13 protein-coding genes are annotated in these 14,252 nt (G+C 57.4%); 10 read left to right on the top strand and 3 right to left on the bottom strand.

The features are described 5' to 3' along the window. The first annotated feature begins 25 nt into the window (after positions 1–25). Entirely contained in the window at positions 26–1,195 is a 1,170-nt protein-coding gene (locus tag BLV25_RS01525) for a hypothetical protein (RefSeq protein ID WP_092730415.1), read from the top strand. Positions 1,196–1,222: 27 nt separating this feature from the next. Here BLV25_RS01525 and BLV25_RS01520 read toward each other — a convergent pair whose 3' ends face one another. Next, positions 1,223–1,693 carry a cupin domain-containing protein gene (locus tag BLV25_RS01520; RefSeq protein WP_092730413.1) on the bottom strand — a complete coding sequence of 157 codons (471 nt, stop codon included), beginning with the start codon at positions 1,691–1,693 and terminating at the stop codon, positions 1,223–1,225. Between the two features lie 237 nt (positions 1,694–1,930). Between BLV25_RS01520 and BLV25_RS17205 the strand changes: the two genes are divergently transcribed. Further along, on the top strand, positions 1,931–2,101 hold the full coding sequence (locus BLV25_RS17205) for a hypothetical protein (protein WP_176819414.1): 171 nt from the start codon (positions 1,931–1,933) through the stop codon (positions 2,099–2,101). A 549-nt stretch (positions 2,102–2,650) separates the two neighbouring features. Here the strand turns inward: BLV25_RS17205 and BLV25_RS01515 are convergent. Then, positions 2,651–3,460: an IclR family transcriptional regulator gene (locus tag BLV25_RS01515; RefSeq protein ID WP_092730411.1), complete on the bottom strand. Its 810-nt coding sequence runs from the start codon at positions 3,458–3,460 to the stop codon at positions 2,651–2,653. Positions 3,461–4,098: 638 nt separating this feature from the next. Between BLV25_RS01515 and BLV25_RS01510 the strand changes: the two genes are divergently transcribed. From BLV25_RS01510 to BLV25_RS01475, 8 genes are all read left to right on the top strand, one after another. Further along, positions 4,099–5,205, top strand: a complete 1,107-nt coding sequence (locus tag BLV25_RS01510; RefSeq protein WP_176819413.1) for a dimethylarginine dimethylaminohydrolase family protein — start codon at positions 4,099–4,101, stop codon at positions 5,203–5,205. Positions 5,206–5,542: 337 nt separating this feature from the next. Next, positions 5,543–6,628 (top strand): ABC transporter substrate-binding protein, encoded by a 1,086-nt coding sequence (locus BLV25_RS01505; RefSeq protein ID WP_176819412.1) that lies wholly within the window; start codon positions 5,543–5,545, stop codon positions 6,626–6,628. A gap of 14 nt (positions 6,629–6,642) precedes the next feature. After that, a complete protein-coding gene (locus BLV25_RS01500; protein WP_092730405.1) occupies positions 6,643–7,776 on the top strand; it encodes an ABC transporter ATP-binding protein in 1,134 nt (377 codons plus the stop codon). After that, positions 7,700–8,701, top strand: coding sequence for an ABC transporter permease (locus tag BLV25_RS01495; protein ID WP_256335624.1), 1,002 nt, complete (start codon positions 7,700–7,702; stop codon positions 8,699–8,701). Before BLV25_RS01500 ends, BLV25_RS01495 begins: the two co-directional genes overlap by 77 nt. Then, on the top strand, positions 8,701–9,543 hold the full coding sequence (locus BLV25_RS01490; RefSeq protein WP_092730401.1) for an ABC transporter permease: 843 nt from the start codon (positions 8,701–8,703) through the stop codon (positions 9,541–9,543). The genes BLV25_RS01495 and BLV25_RS01490 overlap by 1 nt, the downstream gene beginning before the upstream one ends. A 262-nt stretch (positions 9,544–9,805) precedes the next feature. Beyond that, positions 9,806–11,419: a zinc-binding metallopeptidase family protein gene (locus BLV25_RS01485; RefSeq protein WP_092730399.1), complete on the top strand. Its 1,614-nt coding sequence runs from the start codon at positions 9,806–9,808 to the stop codon at positions 11,417–11,419. Positions 11,420–11,471: 52 nt separating this feature from the next. Further along, positions 11,472–13,142, top strand: coding sequence for a thiamine pyrophosphate-binding protein (locus BLV25_RS01480; RefSeq protein WP_092730397.1), 1,671 nt, complete (start codon positions 11,472–11,474; stop codon positions 13,140–13,142). A gap of 32 nt (positions 13,143–13,174) precedes the next feature. Then, on the top strand, positions 13,175–13,549 hold the full coding sequence (locus BLV25_RS01475) for a cupin domain-containing protein (protein WP_092730395.1): 375 nt from the start codon (positions 13,175–13,177) through the stop codon (positions 13,547–13,549). Positions 13,550–13,962: 413 nt separating this feature from the next. Here the strand turns inward: BLV25_RS01475 and BLV25_RS01470 are convergent, their stop codons facing one another. After that, positions 13,963–14,184: a hypothetical protein gene (locus tag BLV25_RS01470; protein WP_092730393.1), complete on the bottom strand. Its 222-nt coding sequence runs from the start codon at positions 14,182–14,184 to the stop codon at positions 13,963–13,965. Between the last annotated feature and the right edge of the window lie 68 nt (positions 14,185–14,252).

Below are 14,252 nucleotides of genomic sequence, written 5' to 3'. Positions count from 1 at the left end.
GATGACGGCGATCGAGGCTCCGCGTATGGACGAGGCGGCGGTGTTCGACCACGTCATCACGGCGCTCGAGGAGCGGAACTACGACCCGCTCGTCCACGTCCCGGAGGCCCATAGCGAGACGTACGCGGACGTGTTGGACCGGTGTCGCCGACACGCGATCACCATCCGGGGTCGGTACCCGGACGTGATCGGGTTCACGGACCGCAATCGCGTGTTCGCGGTCGAGGTGAAGGGCTCGTCGGGGCTGCTCCGGGGCATCGGCCAGGCGCTCACCTACCAGGAGGGCGCGCACGTCTCCTACCTCGCGGGGGACGCGACCGCCGTCGACTCGCACGCGTCGCTGCTGCGGTCGAAGGGGGTTGGCGTCATCGGCGTCCGCGAGGACGGCGTGAGCGCCTGGCGGGCGCCCCCGCGGGCGGAGACGAGCACCGAGGTGGCCGACGTCGAGGGACAGCTGTCGCTGCGGCTCCGGGGCGGCGAGTTCGGCGGGGACGTCACCACGCTGACGCTCGCGCAGCCGCTGAACTACCTCGCGCCCGTGGTCGGGCTGGATGGTGCGGGACCGACGCCGCGGGACGAGCTCGTCGAGCGGCTCGCCGACGAGTATAGCTTCGGCGCGGGGGACGCGGCGGTCGCGAGCGCGCGGACGCTCGGCCTGCTGGCGGCCGGATCGCCGTGTCGCCTCACCGACCAGGGCGAGCTGTCGGCGACGGTCCTCCGGGGCTACGGCGTCGCGGACCTCGACGAGCTGTGGGCGATCAAGCGGGAGACGCGGGGGAGCACCGTCGTCGAGACGCATCCGCCGCTGGCGATCCTGTTGCGGAACGCGTTCGCGCGGCACCCCGAGTTCGGGCTGCTGCTCGAGGCGCTGCGCGCCGAGGGCCCGCGGGTGCACTTCCTCGACCTCCTCGAGCGGCTGGTCCGCGAGTACCCGAACGTGTTTTTAAGCGCGGTCTGTACGACCCGCGGCGCCGAGCGCGCCCGCGAGCTGATCGAGCGCGGCGAGACGGCCCGGATCTACGCGGACCCGGACGTCTGGCGGGACGTCGTCCGGAACAACGTCCTGTTCAACTTCGTCCAGCAGCTCAAACACGTCGGGGTCCTGGCGTCGGAGACGCGGAGCCACAGCGGCGCGATGGCCGAGTACGACCCCGACGAGAAGCCCTGGATCCTCGCTCCGGACGAACGAGGGTGAGTCAGCAGGTCGGTCGCGTCGCGACCCTCAGAGCGCGGTCTGCATCCCGCACTCGGGACACTCGACCCCGGGCGCGCCGTCGACCATCGCGAACTCGAGGTAGTCGCTGTCGCCGCAGGCCTCGCAGGGGCCGGCGATCCGGACGTCGGTCGACTCCTGGGGGGTGCCCATCGCGAGGGCGCGGAGGGGCTCGTCCGACTCGTTGCGGCCCTGCTGGTACTCGCCGGGTGCGAACCGGACCAGCTGGCCCTCGCCGACGGTGACCGTCTCGGTCTCGGCGGTCGGGCCGGAGGCCGTCTCGAAGGTGGCCTCGCCCTCGAGGACGAGGAACGTCTCCTCCTGGTCGAGGTGCGCGTGGAGCCCGGCGGTGAACGCCTCGCCGGGGTCGAGCGCGTAGTAGTTCATCGCGAAGTCGGTCGCCCCGAGGGCGTCGGCGACGCTGGCGCGGTTCTGCGGGCTGTCCTCGGCGCCGAGGTCGGCAACGTCGATCGTTTCCATACGGGTTCGATTTGGGTCGGATGCGTGAATAAGGTACTGCACGGCGGGGGGACGGTTCATATGTGGTTGCGACGAAGTGTTTGCGCCGATCGCCATCGAAACGGATCCCAGTAGTTGCGAAACGGTCCGCCAGAAAACCGACGAAGCCGCGGTCGACACGGGGACTGCAGTCACCGACTTCCGTTCGTGTGCTCGACATAATTGACAAAATGATATGCCGGGAATCACCACACAGAGATGGCGCCCAGTACCGATCCCTCGACGGTGATCGATGACGAAGTCCGTACGCTGTACGAGCGGTATCAGGAAGCCGAGAGCGACGCCGAACGCCACGAAATCGCCCTTGAGATGGGACGGCTCGACGGACGCCGACACGCGGACGTCTACGACGCGCCGGAATCCGAGTGACGACTTCCACGACTTCAGTTGTGGACTCTCTTCTCGAATCCGGGTGATATCCGACGAGCGAGACGAACATCCGGCCCAGCAGCGTTACGGACCGGCCACCAGGCGCTCGAGTCGGTCGTTTCGGTGGGATGGATGGCCCGTTCGACGCTGGTTTGACTCTCCGCGGGGGAATAGCGTAGGAAAATGTATCAAATTCTACATAAACATTAACTTATGATTATTATGATATATAATATTTATTTAAATTTATAGTTATTGGTGTTTAATTTATATATCATAATTCAATTTCGTGTTCATCGTAGTTCGGGGTGCCATCTCCACTGATCCGAGTTTAACCGTGTCACGTTAGACGGCGTATTTAGTCCAGTTTGATACTGGTCGAGGCTGATTTGCGCCGGATCGCGGTCTCACCAACACATTATTTCTCAGATCCGCGTCCTCCGTCAGCAGTCTTCCGATCTCTTATCTAGAGTTACAAATAATTCTAATACTAATATACTTGTTATATATTGGAATTTTATTTATCATTTATATTATATATAGAATTTATCAATACTCCGAAGTCATCTCGTTCAAGATCTTCTCCTCCAATGTCTCAACCGATGATCGCAGTATTTTCGGGATCTCTTTTCGAAACCGAGTATCGGTCATCCGATAGCTCGGCCCGAACAAGGAAATGGCGCAGATCGTGTTCCCGCTTACTCCCTTAACGCGGTGTCCAACCGCTCGTAATCCCTCGACGGCTTCCTCGTCCGAATACGCAAACCCCCTCTGCTTAATGTCCTTCAGTTCATCAAATAGTTCCGTCTTTGACGTGATCGTGTTTTCCGTCCGACGTGGGAGACCCCATCGGTCAACGATCTCATTCACCCGTTCCTTCGACATCGTTGCAAGAAGTGCTTTCCCCGATGCAGTGCAATGAAGGTGATAATAGGTTCCGGAGTGATACTCCTGGTTACCCATTCCTCCATCACTTGCTGCATATCGGTGTTCCGGATGATAGGACTCCTCGAGAATCAATCCCCGTCCATCGTTTTCGACAACCATATCGACCTCTTCGCGTGTTTCGTTGGCTAGTTCTCGGGTGGTTTCTATTGCGAGTTTGTGCTGTTTCTTCCTACTTCGAGCGTATCCGCCGAGGTTGTAGAATTTCAATCCGATGTGGTACTGTTCCCCCTCTTTGACTACGTATCCGTTATGTCTCAGTGTTTGAAGATGTTTGTAGGTGGTACTCTTTACCAGATCCAGCTCGGCAGTGATATCTGCCATCGTTGCGCCATTTTGGTCTTGAATAAACTCAACGATATCTAGAGAGCGCTGTGTCGTGTCTAGTATATTATCATTGTGATCAGTAGGCATTGACCAATGATATCGGCTCTATTTTTAATAGTTTTTCTCTTCCGAACGGCATATATACGCACGGATGGAAATAACTGGGTTGTCTTCAATTTCGGTGTGCATCTCAGATAGAGAAGTGAATCCCAAAGAAAAACTCGATTTTAGCCTCTCGTAGTCATCCCGTGTGAATTACTAATCTAGTAGTGTAATTTCAGAGACCGTGATGGATTATTATTTAATAGTTTTCGAGAGAGAAACTCACCAAATGGATGAATTCCGACAAGCGGTTCGTTCAATCGAACTAATAATTTGACCCGGTGGTCGCCGAAGGCATCGACGATTCGTGGCTTGATTACTTGCAGAACCACGGTGCGGGGGAACGGCACGCAGGTGACTCGACGAACCACTAGCAACCGACGAAGTCTGTGACTGATCTCGAATACGAAAACCTCCACAAGGACTCCGTGCACTGCTGCTGTAACCATCGTGCCTGGGTGAGCGTCTGTGATCCGCGAAATCCACCGTCGCCTTCGGAAACGTGGGGACAACGAGTTGACTGCGATGGTACTCTACCGGCACGGGTTATCCATCCAAGGTTGCCAAATATTTTTATACTATGGCATATGCTGTTTGTTGTATGGGTGCAACCCAATAGAACTATGGCGGGGACAGAGATCACTGCGGACGATGACGAAGAGTTCGGAGAGTCAGTCGATGAGATGTACAAGTCGCTTCACCCACAGGTGCTCTCGGACTTCGAGGATGAAATGCCCGAACTCTGGGGTGAAAAGTGGAAGGCGAACACCACGGTCGGGAAGCTCAGAACCGCACTCCTGCACAAACCGGGCGAAGAGATGCTCCAGGTCGGCGAGGAGACCCCCTGGGAGCCCCACGAATCCAGCCTTGCGGCGTGGCGTATGCGGGAGCAGCCGGATCTCGACGAGATGGTGGAACACCACTACAATCTGAAGGATACCCTTGAGGCGGAGGGGGTGGACGTCATCACCCGTGAGCCGGACCCGAACGATCCGCCGTACCAGGTCAAGTCGATTTATTGTGATGACGTCGCACAGCCTGCCGTATACGGGCACGTTATCCTCCGTATGTACGATAACGTGCGACGGGGTGAGGAGGTCCCGACGTACAAAACCCTGGCCAAGAACGACATTCCGGTCGTCGGAATGATCACTGGGAAAGGGATGGTTGAAGGAGGGACATGCGGATGGTTCGACGAGAAACACGCGTTTATTGAAGTCCACGTTCCTCGGGAAAACACGTCCGAACCGGAGGTGATGCGTGCAAACGAGGCGGGACACCAGCAACTGGCGAACATCATCAAATCACAGGACCCCGAGGTGGACATTCGGATTCAGTCGGGATACGGGGAAACGAAAGGGAACATCCCGTATGCGATGGTCGATCGCCATACCAGCATCGGCAAGGAGGAGTGGTACGATCCTCATCTGGTCGAATGGATGAAATCCGAGATGGACTGGAACTTCATCGAGCCGCCGGAGCACCTGGTTCGTGATCAGGTTCGGGCATTCACGCGTGGACCAAACACGGGAGTCGTGCTGGAGCCAGGGAAACTGCTCACCACGGATCAGTATCCGGAGGCGACGAGGTGGTTCGAATCGATCGGCCTCGAGGTGGTGGAAGTCAACGTCGAGAGCCTGGTTCGACCGCGAAATAGTGGGAGTATCCACTGCTGTGTCGGAAGCCTCCGACGCGATCCGGAACCCGAGGAACCGGATACGTACGCATAATCGGCCGATTTCGAAGGGACTGACGGTTAACGTGGCGAACGGCGTCGATTGAGCCTGGCAGCAAAAAGGAGTCGGGTATACTCCTGCTGAATTATTCGTTTCTCCTGATGCCAATCCAAAAATCATCTACCGCGATATGTGAGCATCCTGGACCACGTTCGACGAAGCGATCGTATATCCCACACATCCAACGTTCTCGCAGTTGACCTTCACACCACCGCGGGATGGAGGTGTATTATTGTTTCGATCTGGGATAAATTTATATGGATGGGCTATACAGATCGCTTTGATGCGTTCAAGAAGACGATTCATTCAGTCAGCGGGGGTTGCATCGTCGATGGTTGCTGGCCTCAGCGGCTGTTTGGGTAATGGCGATGGGGGCAATGGTAACGGCGGCGCTCAAACCGGAACCGTCGACGGTGACCCGGAGTTGGCCGACGAGCTTCGTGTTTCAACGTACGGCGGGGCGATGGGCAACGCAATCACGAGCACCGTGCTTGACGGTTTTGAGGAGGAATACGGCGTCGAGATCGTCTCCGGAGATTTCCCATCAAACTGGGGTCTCATCTCCCAGCTGCAGGCCGGAGAAGTCGATGTTGACGTTCTCATCCTGGATAACACCGCTGTTCCAACGGCGTACGAAGCCGATCTAATGCTGGAGCTTCGGCCGGAAAACATCCCGAACCTCGAACGGTATCAGGACCGGTTCGACCCACGAAACGCTCGATGGGACCCGACCGAAAACGGAGCGAGCTACGCACCGTTCCAATACTTCGCGGACGGAATGACGTATAATACGGAACAGCTGGAGACGCCGACGGAGTGGGACGATATGCTCACGGAGGAGGCGCAGGGACACGCGATCAATGCGTCGTGGATCGATCGGGTGCTCGGCGTGGCCGGCGTTGATATCGGCGTCAACGTCAGCGACCTCGGAACGGATACCGAATCAAAGCTGAATCAGATCTGGGAACGTGTAGAGGAGCAAAACGAATACATCTTTGAGTGGGCGGACACCGGAGGAACCATCCAGGATGCCTTCGCGAACGGGACTGCATACATCGGAATGATGTGGTATGGGAGAGCAACGACGCTCCACAATGAGGACGACGTTCCGATCGAGTACATCATCCCGGAGGAAGGAACGACGATGGCCACGAGCGGCTGGAGCGTTTCCGAGACGACGGATCGTCGCTACACCGCCGAGAAGTTCATCGATTACAGTCTCTCCGAGCAGGCACAATACGACTACGGCGAAGCCATCGGATACGTCCCAACGACGGAGATGGACGAACTCCCGCAAATCGTCCGAGACAACCCGGATTATCAGCAGCAAGATCGTCTGGAGTTCTTCGACGGCCACGCGCTTATGGACAATCAGTCCGATTGGGCAAGAGAGTTCCAGCAGCGCATTCGGCAGTAACATAGTGACCGCATATGACACCAACGCTACAGCAGACGGAGCCGACGTCGTCACGTGACGATCGAAAGGCAGTCGTTACGCTCGATTCCATAGTCAAAGAGTTCGGGGATGTGACGGCGGTTGACGGCGTTTCGATCGAGGTACGGGATGGGGAGTTCTTCTCGATCGTGGGACCGAGTGGGTGTGGAAAAACCACAACCCTTCGAATGATAGCCGGGTTTGAACGGCCGACTCGGGGACGGATCCACCTCGAGGACGAAGACGTCAGTCAGGTTCCCGCGTATGAACGGGATATTGGTATGGTATTCCAAGGGTACGCCCTCTTTCCACACAAAACCGTCGGCGAAAACGTCGCGTTCGGGCTCAAAATGCAGGGGGTCCCGGAGGAGGAGCGTGAAAAACGAGTCGCGGATATACTCTCGCTGGTGAATCTTCCGGGAACCGAGGATCGAAATCCCACGGAACTTTCGGGCGGGCAACAGCAGCGAGTCGCACTCGCACGCGCACTGGTCGTTGAACCCTCGGTGTTGTTGTTGGATGAGCCGTTATCGAATCTCGACCGCAAGCTGCGGGAGGAGATGCGCTTTGAACTCAAGCGGATCCAGAACGAGCTGGGGATCACCACGATCTACGTCACTCACGATCAGGAGGAGGCGATGTCAATGAGTGACCGGATACTGGTGCTAAATAAGGGTGAAATGGAGCAGATCGGGGAACCGTACGAGATCTATCACGGACCGTCAAACCAGTTCGTCGCCGACTTCATCGGAGACATCAATGCGTTACCGGGGACCATCGTGTCAAAGACGGATTCCCAATATACGGTTGAGCTTGAGGACACGGGAGATGAGATCGATCTCCCGCGTTCGGTGGCTGGACGTGAGCTTCAGGTGGACGCCCGGGTCAACGTCAACGTTCGTCCGGCGGACTCCCAGCTGGACACGAAGCTTGAGGAAGGGATCTCCCTCCAAGGAACGATCGAGGCGATAAACTTCCTCGGGAAGAGTGCGAACATTCTCATCGACGTGAACGGTCGCGAATTCCTCGTACAAGCGAACGGAAGAACGGCTGGTGGTCGTTACCAACCGGGAGATTCGGTCACGGTCAATTGGAAAACAGAGGCCAGCATACTTCTGCAAGAATCCTAAACAGATGTCAATCAAAAATAAGTTCGATGAGTTAAACCGAACGGCGAGCGTCTATTTCAAACGCGAGGAGGGGCGGCTGGGGTTACTCGAGATTCTCCCGGGAATAACGCTGATCACCATATTACTGGGTGGCTCACTCGGGATCGTTCTCCTCTACAGCTTTCTCGATCCTGCACCAGTCTCCGCCGAGTCAACGTTCACGCTCCAGCATTACAGAGAATTCTTCGAAACCGGATTCTATCTCTCGGTTCTCCTGGATTCGTTCATCATCGCGGTCATCACGACCGCCGCAGCACTCGCCTTGGGATACCCCGCCGCATACTACTTGACGATTATGGACAGTAAGTGGAAATCCCTCTACCTGCTGTTGATGATACTGCCGTTCTGGATCAACGTGGTGGTACGAACCTACGCGTGGCGCCTCATCCTCGGATCGAACGGGCTCATAAATTATCTTCTCGTCGATATTACAGGCGTGATTAACTCCCCGTTAGATCTGCTGTACTCGAAATCCGCGATCGCCATCGGCCTCGTCCACGTTTTTCTCCCATTTATGGTCATCCCGATCTACATCTCGTTGAACAATGTCGACCGATCAGGTATCGAAGCCGCAAAGAACCTCGGAGCGAACAAACTGGTGGCGTTCTCGGAGATCACGTTCCCGCAGAGCCTTCCGGGCGTCGCGGCGGGGGTATTGCTCGTGTTCGTGATGTCGTTCGGAGCGTTCGTCACGCCGTCGCTGCTCGGCGGCCAGCAGAATATCATGATCGGAAACATCATCGGACAGATGTTCAATGAACTCCAATCCTGGGGGCTTGGAGGAGCAATATCCGTCATCTTCATCGCCCTCGTGGTGACTATCGTGTACCTGTTCAACCGCCAAATCGGACTCGATGAACTCTACGGATCCGGAGGTGACGCGTGATGGGACTGATTCGAACGCTCAGTTCCAACATCGACCTCTCTGATGGATTCAGTACCCGGCTTCTGAAAGTCCACACACTGTTGCTTTTCACGTTCCTTTACGTCCCGATCGGCGTCGTCGTGCTGTTGTCGTTCACGCCGGATCAGGTGCCGACGTTTCCGATGCCGGGGATTAGTCTTCAGTGGTACGCGGAGATACTCCCGCCAAACTACAACGAGGAGCTGATATCCGCCCTTTTCACCAGTCTGAAGATCGCGACGTTGTCCTCGATCGGAGCGGGAGTCATCGGGACGCTCGCGGCGTTCGGAATGGTTCGACACGACCTCCACATCCGGTGGCTCTCGACTGACAAATTAAATACGGCCTTCCTGCTTCCGCTCGTCGTTCCGTGGATCGTGACGGGGATCGCCGTTGCAACCCTCTACAGTCTGCTCGGAATCTATGGGACGTTCTGGTCCGTGGTCCTTGGCCATATTCTCATCACGATACCGTTCGTCGTGACGATCGTTTCGAGCCAGCTCTACGGTTTCGACCGATCACTTGAGGAAGCGGCGCAAAATCTCGGTGCGTCGGAGATTCGAACGTTCTACGAAGTCACGTTCCCGATCGTCGTCCCCGGTATCCTCGGCGGAATGCTGTTCGCGTTCACGATCTCGTTTGACAACTTCACTCAGACGTTCTTTTGGACGAGTTTCGGAACGGACACGCTCCCCGTGTTCATTTACTCAATGATTCGAACGGGTATCGATCCCTCCGTGAACGCGATCGGAACCGTGATCGTTGGGTTCTCATTGACGGTTGCCGTAATCGGAGAGAAGCTTTCCCAACGAGTACTGGATTAATTCCGTTGCAGGTCTCAATTTCGTCAGCCACGTTTCTCACCGGCATAGATGCCCGGTTCGTCGTGCAGTTCACGGCGCTTCTGTCAGGTGCCGCCGATGACGAACTGCGCTGATATTGAGCTTGCGGAGACCATCATTGCGGTAGAAAGCCGCTCCGGCTACCTGGTCGGAGTATATGCCCGTTCCCCGATCGTGTATTAAATATATTTTATATATAATATCAATAGATATTATTTTATAATCGGCATTTGAACTACGGCCTATGGTGGAAGCCGAGGCTGCCAAAGCGTTCGCTATCGACTGGTTAGAGCAGAATCAAGATTGGCTCGCCGAGTTCGAGCAGGAGATCTGGGAGTATGCCGAACCGGCGTTTCGGGAGTACAAATCAGCGCGTGCGTATCGAGAAGTGCTCGAAGAACACGACTTCGAGGTTGAGGTCGGCACCGCTGATATGCCAACGGCGTTCCTTGCCGAATGGGGGACCGGTGAGCCGACGCTGGCGACGTATGCCGAGTACGACGCGGTGCCGGGAAACTCACAACAACGCGTCCCGTACGAAGCGCCTCGTGAAGGCCTTCATCCGTATGCAGCAGGGCACACGGATCCTCACTCCATACTTGGGGTGGGAACCCTCGGGGGGGTTCTCGCGGCGAAGAACGCGATGGAGGAGTTCGATCTCGACGGTCGGATCCGATACTTCGGAGAACCGGCGGAGAAGATCTGTGCCTCCAAACCGGTCCACGCGACGAAAGGCTACTTTGAGGACCACGATGCCCACATCTCCTATCACCCGTACCCGACGAATACCACGGTCTGGGACACCCAGTGTGGATCGTATTGGAGCGTCGTGTTCACCTTCGAATGTGATGAGCCGGAAACGTGGTCGGACCCGAGCGTGCTACCGGATATGGGGCCGTGGCATGCAGGGGCACGCGCACCCGGGGCTCTGGACGCCATCTCCCTTATGTATACGAACACGAAGCACACGAAGGAAGCGATGTTTCCCCACACCGGCACGTGGATCGTGAACGAACACGTGATGAATGCGGGTCAGAAAACGTCGGATAACCTCGCGCCACGCATCGGGCAGATACAATACTGCTGGCGTGCTCCGACCCTCGACATTCAACAACGGATCTACGAAATCCTACGACAAAACGCCGAACACGCAGCGTCGGTTTCCCATTGTTCGCTGTCGGAGACCTGGGTTACCAAAACGCGCGTCGGGCTGACTAATCACACCCTTTCAACGCTCACTTACGAGAACCTCAAACAGGCCGGCGCGCCGGAGTTGAGCGAGGAGGCCCGTGAATTCGGTCGAGAGATACAGCGGAATCTGGACGTCGAGCCGATGGAGAACCCCTTCAACGACGGAGCGGAAGAACTCATCGAGCCGCAAGACTACGAGGCCCAGCTCCGTCGCGGACTTCCGGAATGGCAGCAAAACTTCACCTCCGACGACTACGTCGATTATACATGGCACGCTCCAACGGTTCGCCTGTACACCGGCCGGCCGTGGCTTGACCCGCCGACCGAGGACTACAGTTACCCGGAATGGGCCTATAACGCGATCGGTGGCGTGCCCGAAGTAACGCATCCAGGGATGTTCACCGCCAGTAAAACGATCGCCGGAACGATGCTCGATCTGTTCGTCCGTCCGGACGCTCTCGAGGCTGCGACGGAGGAGTTCCGCGAACGGACCGGTGGCGGCATCGGCGGGAACGACTGGGTGTCGCCGCTGCTGCCGGAAGACCACACGCCGCCGACGGACCTGCCGTGGCCCGAATACGTTGAAACGCCACGCGGGAGGGAGTGGTCACTGGCGACGCCATCTCGAACGTGGAACGGAAACAAACCTTATGAGGGAACAGACTGACCGAACCGAAGTCGATCACTGAATCATTACGAACCATCAACTGTCATCGAATATGTCATCAAACTATACAGGCTCGGATCTAGTCGTCGACGCACTGGAGTCGTATGGAGTCACTCACGTCTTCGGCAATCCGGGAACGACGGAAGTGCCATTGCTCAACGCGCTCGGCGACTCCGAACTCCAGTACGTTCTGGGTTTACACGAGGATATTGCGGTTGGGATGGCTGCTGGGTACGCGAGTACCCGTCGATATCACGCCCACAAAGGAGACGCGTTTCCGCTCGGTGTCGTCAACCTTCACGTTGCGCCGGGGCTCGCACACGGACTTGGAAACCTCCAAAACGCGCATCAAAGCGGCGTTCCGCTGCTCGTGACCGCGGGCGAACACGGCACGAGCCATCGACACGAGGAACCGATCCTCTCGGGCGATCTCGTGAAGATGGCCGAGGAATACACGAAATGGAGCGCCGTCGTCGAGGACGTCTCCGCGCTGCCGACGATGCTCCGGCGGGCGATCCGAACCGCTTTGACCCCGCCAACCGCCCCCGTCTTCCTGGGATTTCCGATCGACGTGATGATGGCCGAGACGGATGAACGACCCGAGCGACTCGGTGGGATACCCGCCGCCGGACGTGGTGATCGCCAGCAGATCGAAGCGGCTGTTCGTGAGCTCGAAAACGCGACCGATCCCGTCCTGGTTTTGGGCGACCAAGTTGCACGAACCGGTCCTCGCGGGATCGAAGCCGCAACCACGCTCGCAGCCGAAACGGGGATGCCGGTGTACAGCGAGATGGCCACGGGCGAGATCAATTATCCGCCCGGCGACGACCAGTGGGTCTCCTTCATTGCGCCGGATCCGGACATGGCCCGAGTCGCGCTCGATTCCGATGCGCTCGTTTTCGTCGGATGTTCGACGAACGTTCCGTACATTCCATATGACGAGGCGTTCGTTCCGGATGACGCGACGACGATCCATATCGGCGATGAGGCTTGGGAACTCGGAAAAAACGAGCCCGCGGATATCGCGATCGTCGGCGACCCGGGGAGCGTGATGTCCGAGATCGCCGGTCTGGTTGACGTTTCGGAGGCGGAACGTGAGCGTCGGTACGGACGGATTCCGGAGCGACGCGAGGAGATGGAGCCGTTCCATCCGACCGCGGACGTGGACGCACCGTCGATCTCCAAACCGGCGCTCGCGGAGACGCTGGCTACCGTCGCACCCGACGCGCTCGTCGTCAACGAGAGCAACACCAGCAAGTACCCACTCCTCACTCGGTGGCCGCTTGATCCCGAACAGTTCATCGCCAATAAAAACGGCGGCCTAGGCTATGCGCTCCCCGCCGCCGTCGGGGCGGGCATCGCGGTTTCACAGAGTGGCGAGAAACGCTCCGTCATCGGATTCATCGGAGACGGATCGTTTTTGTATTACCCACAAACGATGTACACCGCGGCTCGATACGGCGTCGACGTGACCGTCGTCGTTCCAAACAACCGGAACTACCGGATCCTCAAGGACGGGATGTTGGAGATCTTCGGTGGAACCGACGACGATTACGACTACGTCGGAATGGACATCGATCCCGAGTTCGACATCGCCGAAAACACCCACAGCCAGGGTGTGGTCGCCGATTCGGTCCGGGACATCGAACTGCTCGAATCAACACTTCGCGAAGCAGTGACGACGGACAAGCCTGCGCTCGTCGACGTCCGCGTTGAAGACTAGAACACAAATCAATCAACGGAGGCACAACGGGTATGACTCGAGAATTCACGATGGTGGAGTTCGACGATACGCCGACGGAACCGTCCCGAATATCCGGGGTTCCGGGCATTGATCTGACCGAACGACTCGGGTGCGAGGAGGTTCGAGCGAGGGTCTGGTATCTCGATCCCGGCGACGCGATGGCACCCCATAAACAGGACCGACAGGAGGAACTCTATATCCCCCTTGCAGGACCGTGCCAGATCCGGATCGACGGAGAGCTCGTCACCGTTCCGACTGACTCCGCGGTGCGGATCCCCCCGGATACGCCGCGGCAGTTGCGCAACGACGATCAACACCAGCACGTGTGGCTCGTCGTTGGTGCTCCGCCGGTCGAAGACGACGGGATTCCGCTCACTTCCGAATAAATATCAATTTTAAGCATTGTTTCTCATCCTGACTTCAGTCAGTATAGCTGTTCACGGCTTACGGTCGACGAAAAACTCGATCACGGCGATCCCGACATACGAACGGCTCATCCCTCTCCCCGGATCCTGAAATAGCAACTGTATTACCAGTATTGATGACCAGATATAGCATCGATGAGGATTAGAAGCATAATTTAAATCGTTAATAGTATACGACGTCGTTGAATCTGAGTTTCATCGGCATCCTCGTCCCTCACGCCGCGACCGTCAGTATGCGATCGGAGTCGACGTAATCAACCGGACTGGGAAGTAACAAATATATTATTAGATAGTTAACTAATCATAATTACTATAATTCAGTCGATTGTGGATAGGGCGAAAGACGCGGTTCGGAGAACCTCCTTCCGCCCCGGCTAGCAACGGTCGCCGTCGTCGGGCGTCCACGCACACGCGTCGCCCGTCGCGAGGTCGCGCTCGTCGATGTACGCCGCGAGGCAGGCGTGGTTGCAGAAGTACGTCGGCGAGCCGCAGTCGTCCTCGCAGTCGCGGACGCAGACCGGGTCGTGGTCGAAGACGTGCGACCCACAGTACGCACACGGTTCGTCCGCGTCGGGCGTCGTGACGATCGTCGACATACCCCGTGTAGGGCGCTGCTACGGAAAACGGTTCCTCGGGCTGAGGGGTCGGACGTCCGTCACGACTC

Source organism: Halopenitus persicus, assembly GCF_900107205.1.
Classification (GTDB): Archaea; Halobacteriota; Halobacteria; order Halobacteriales; family Haloferacaceae; genus Halopenitus; species Halopenitus persicus.
The sequence above is the reverse complement of the archived record's forward strand: the minus strand, read 5'-3'. Positions and strand labels throughout refer to the sequence as shown.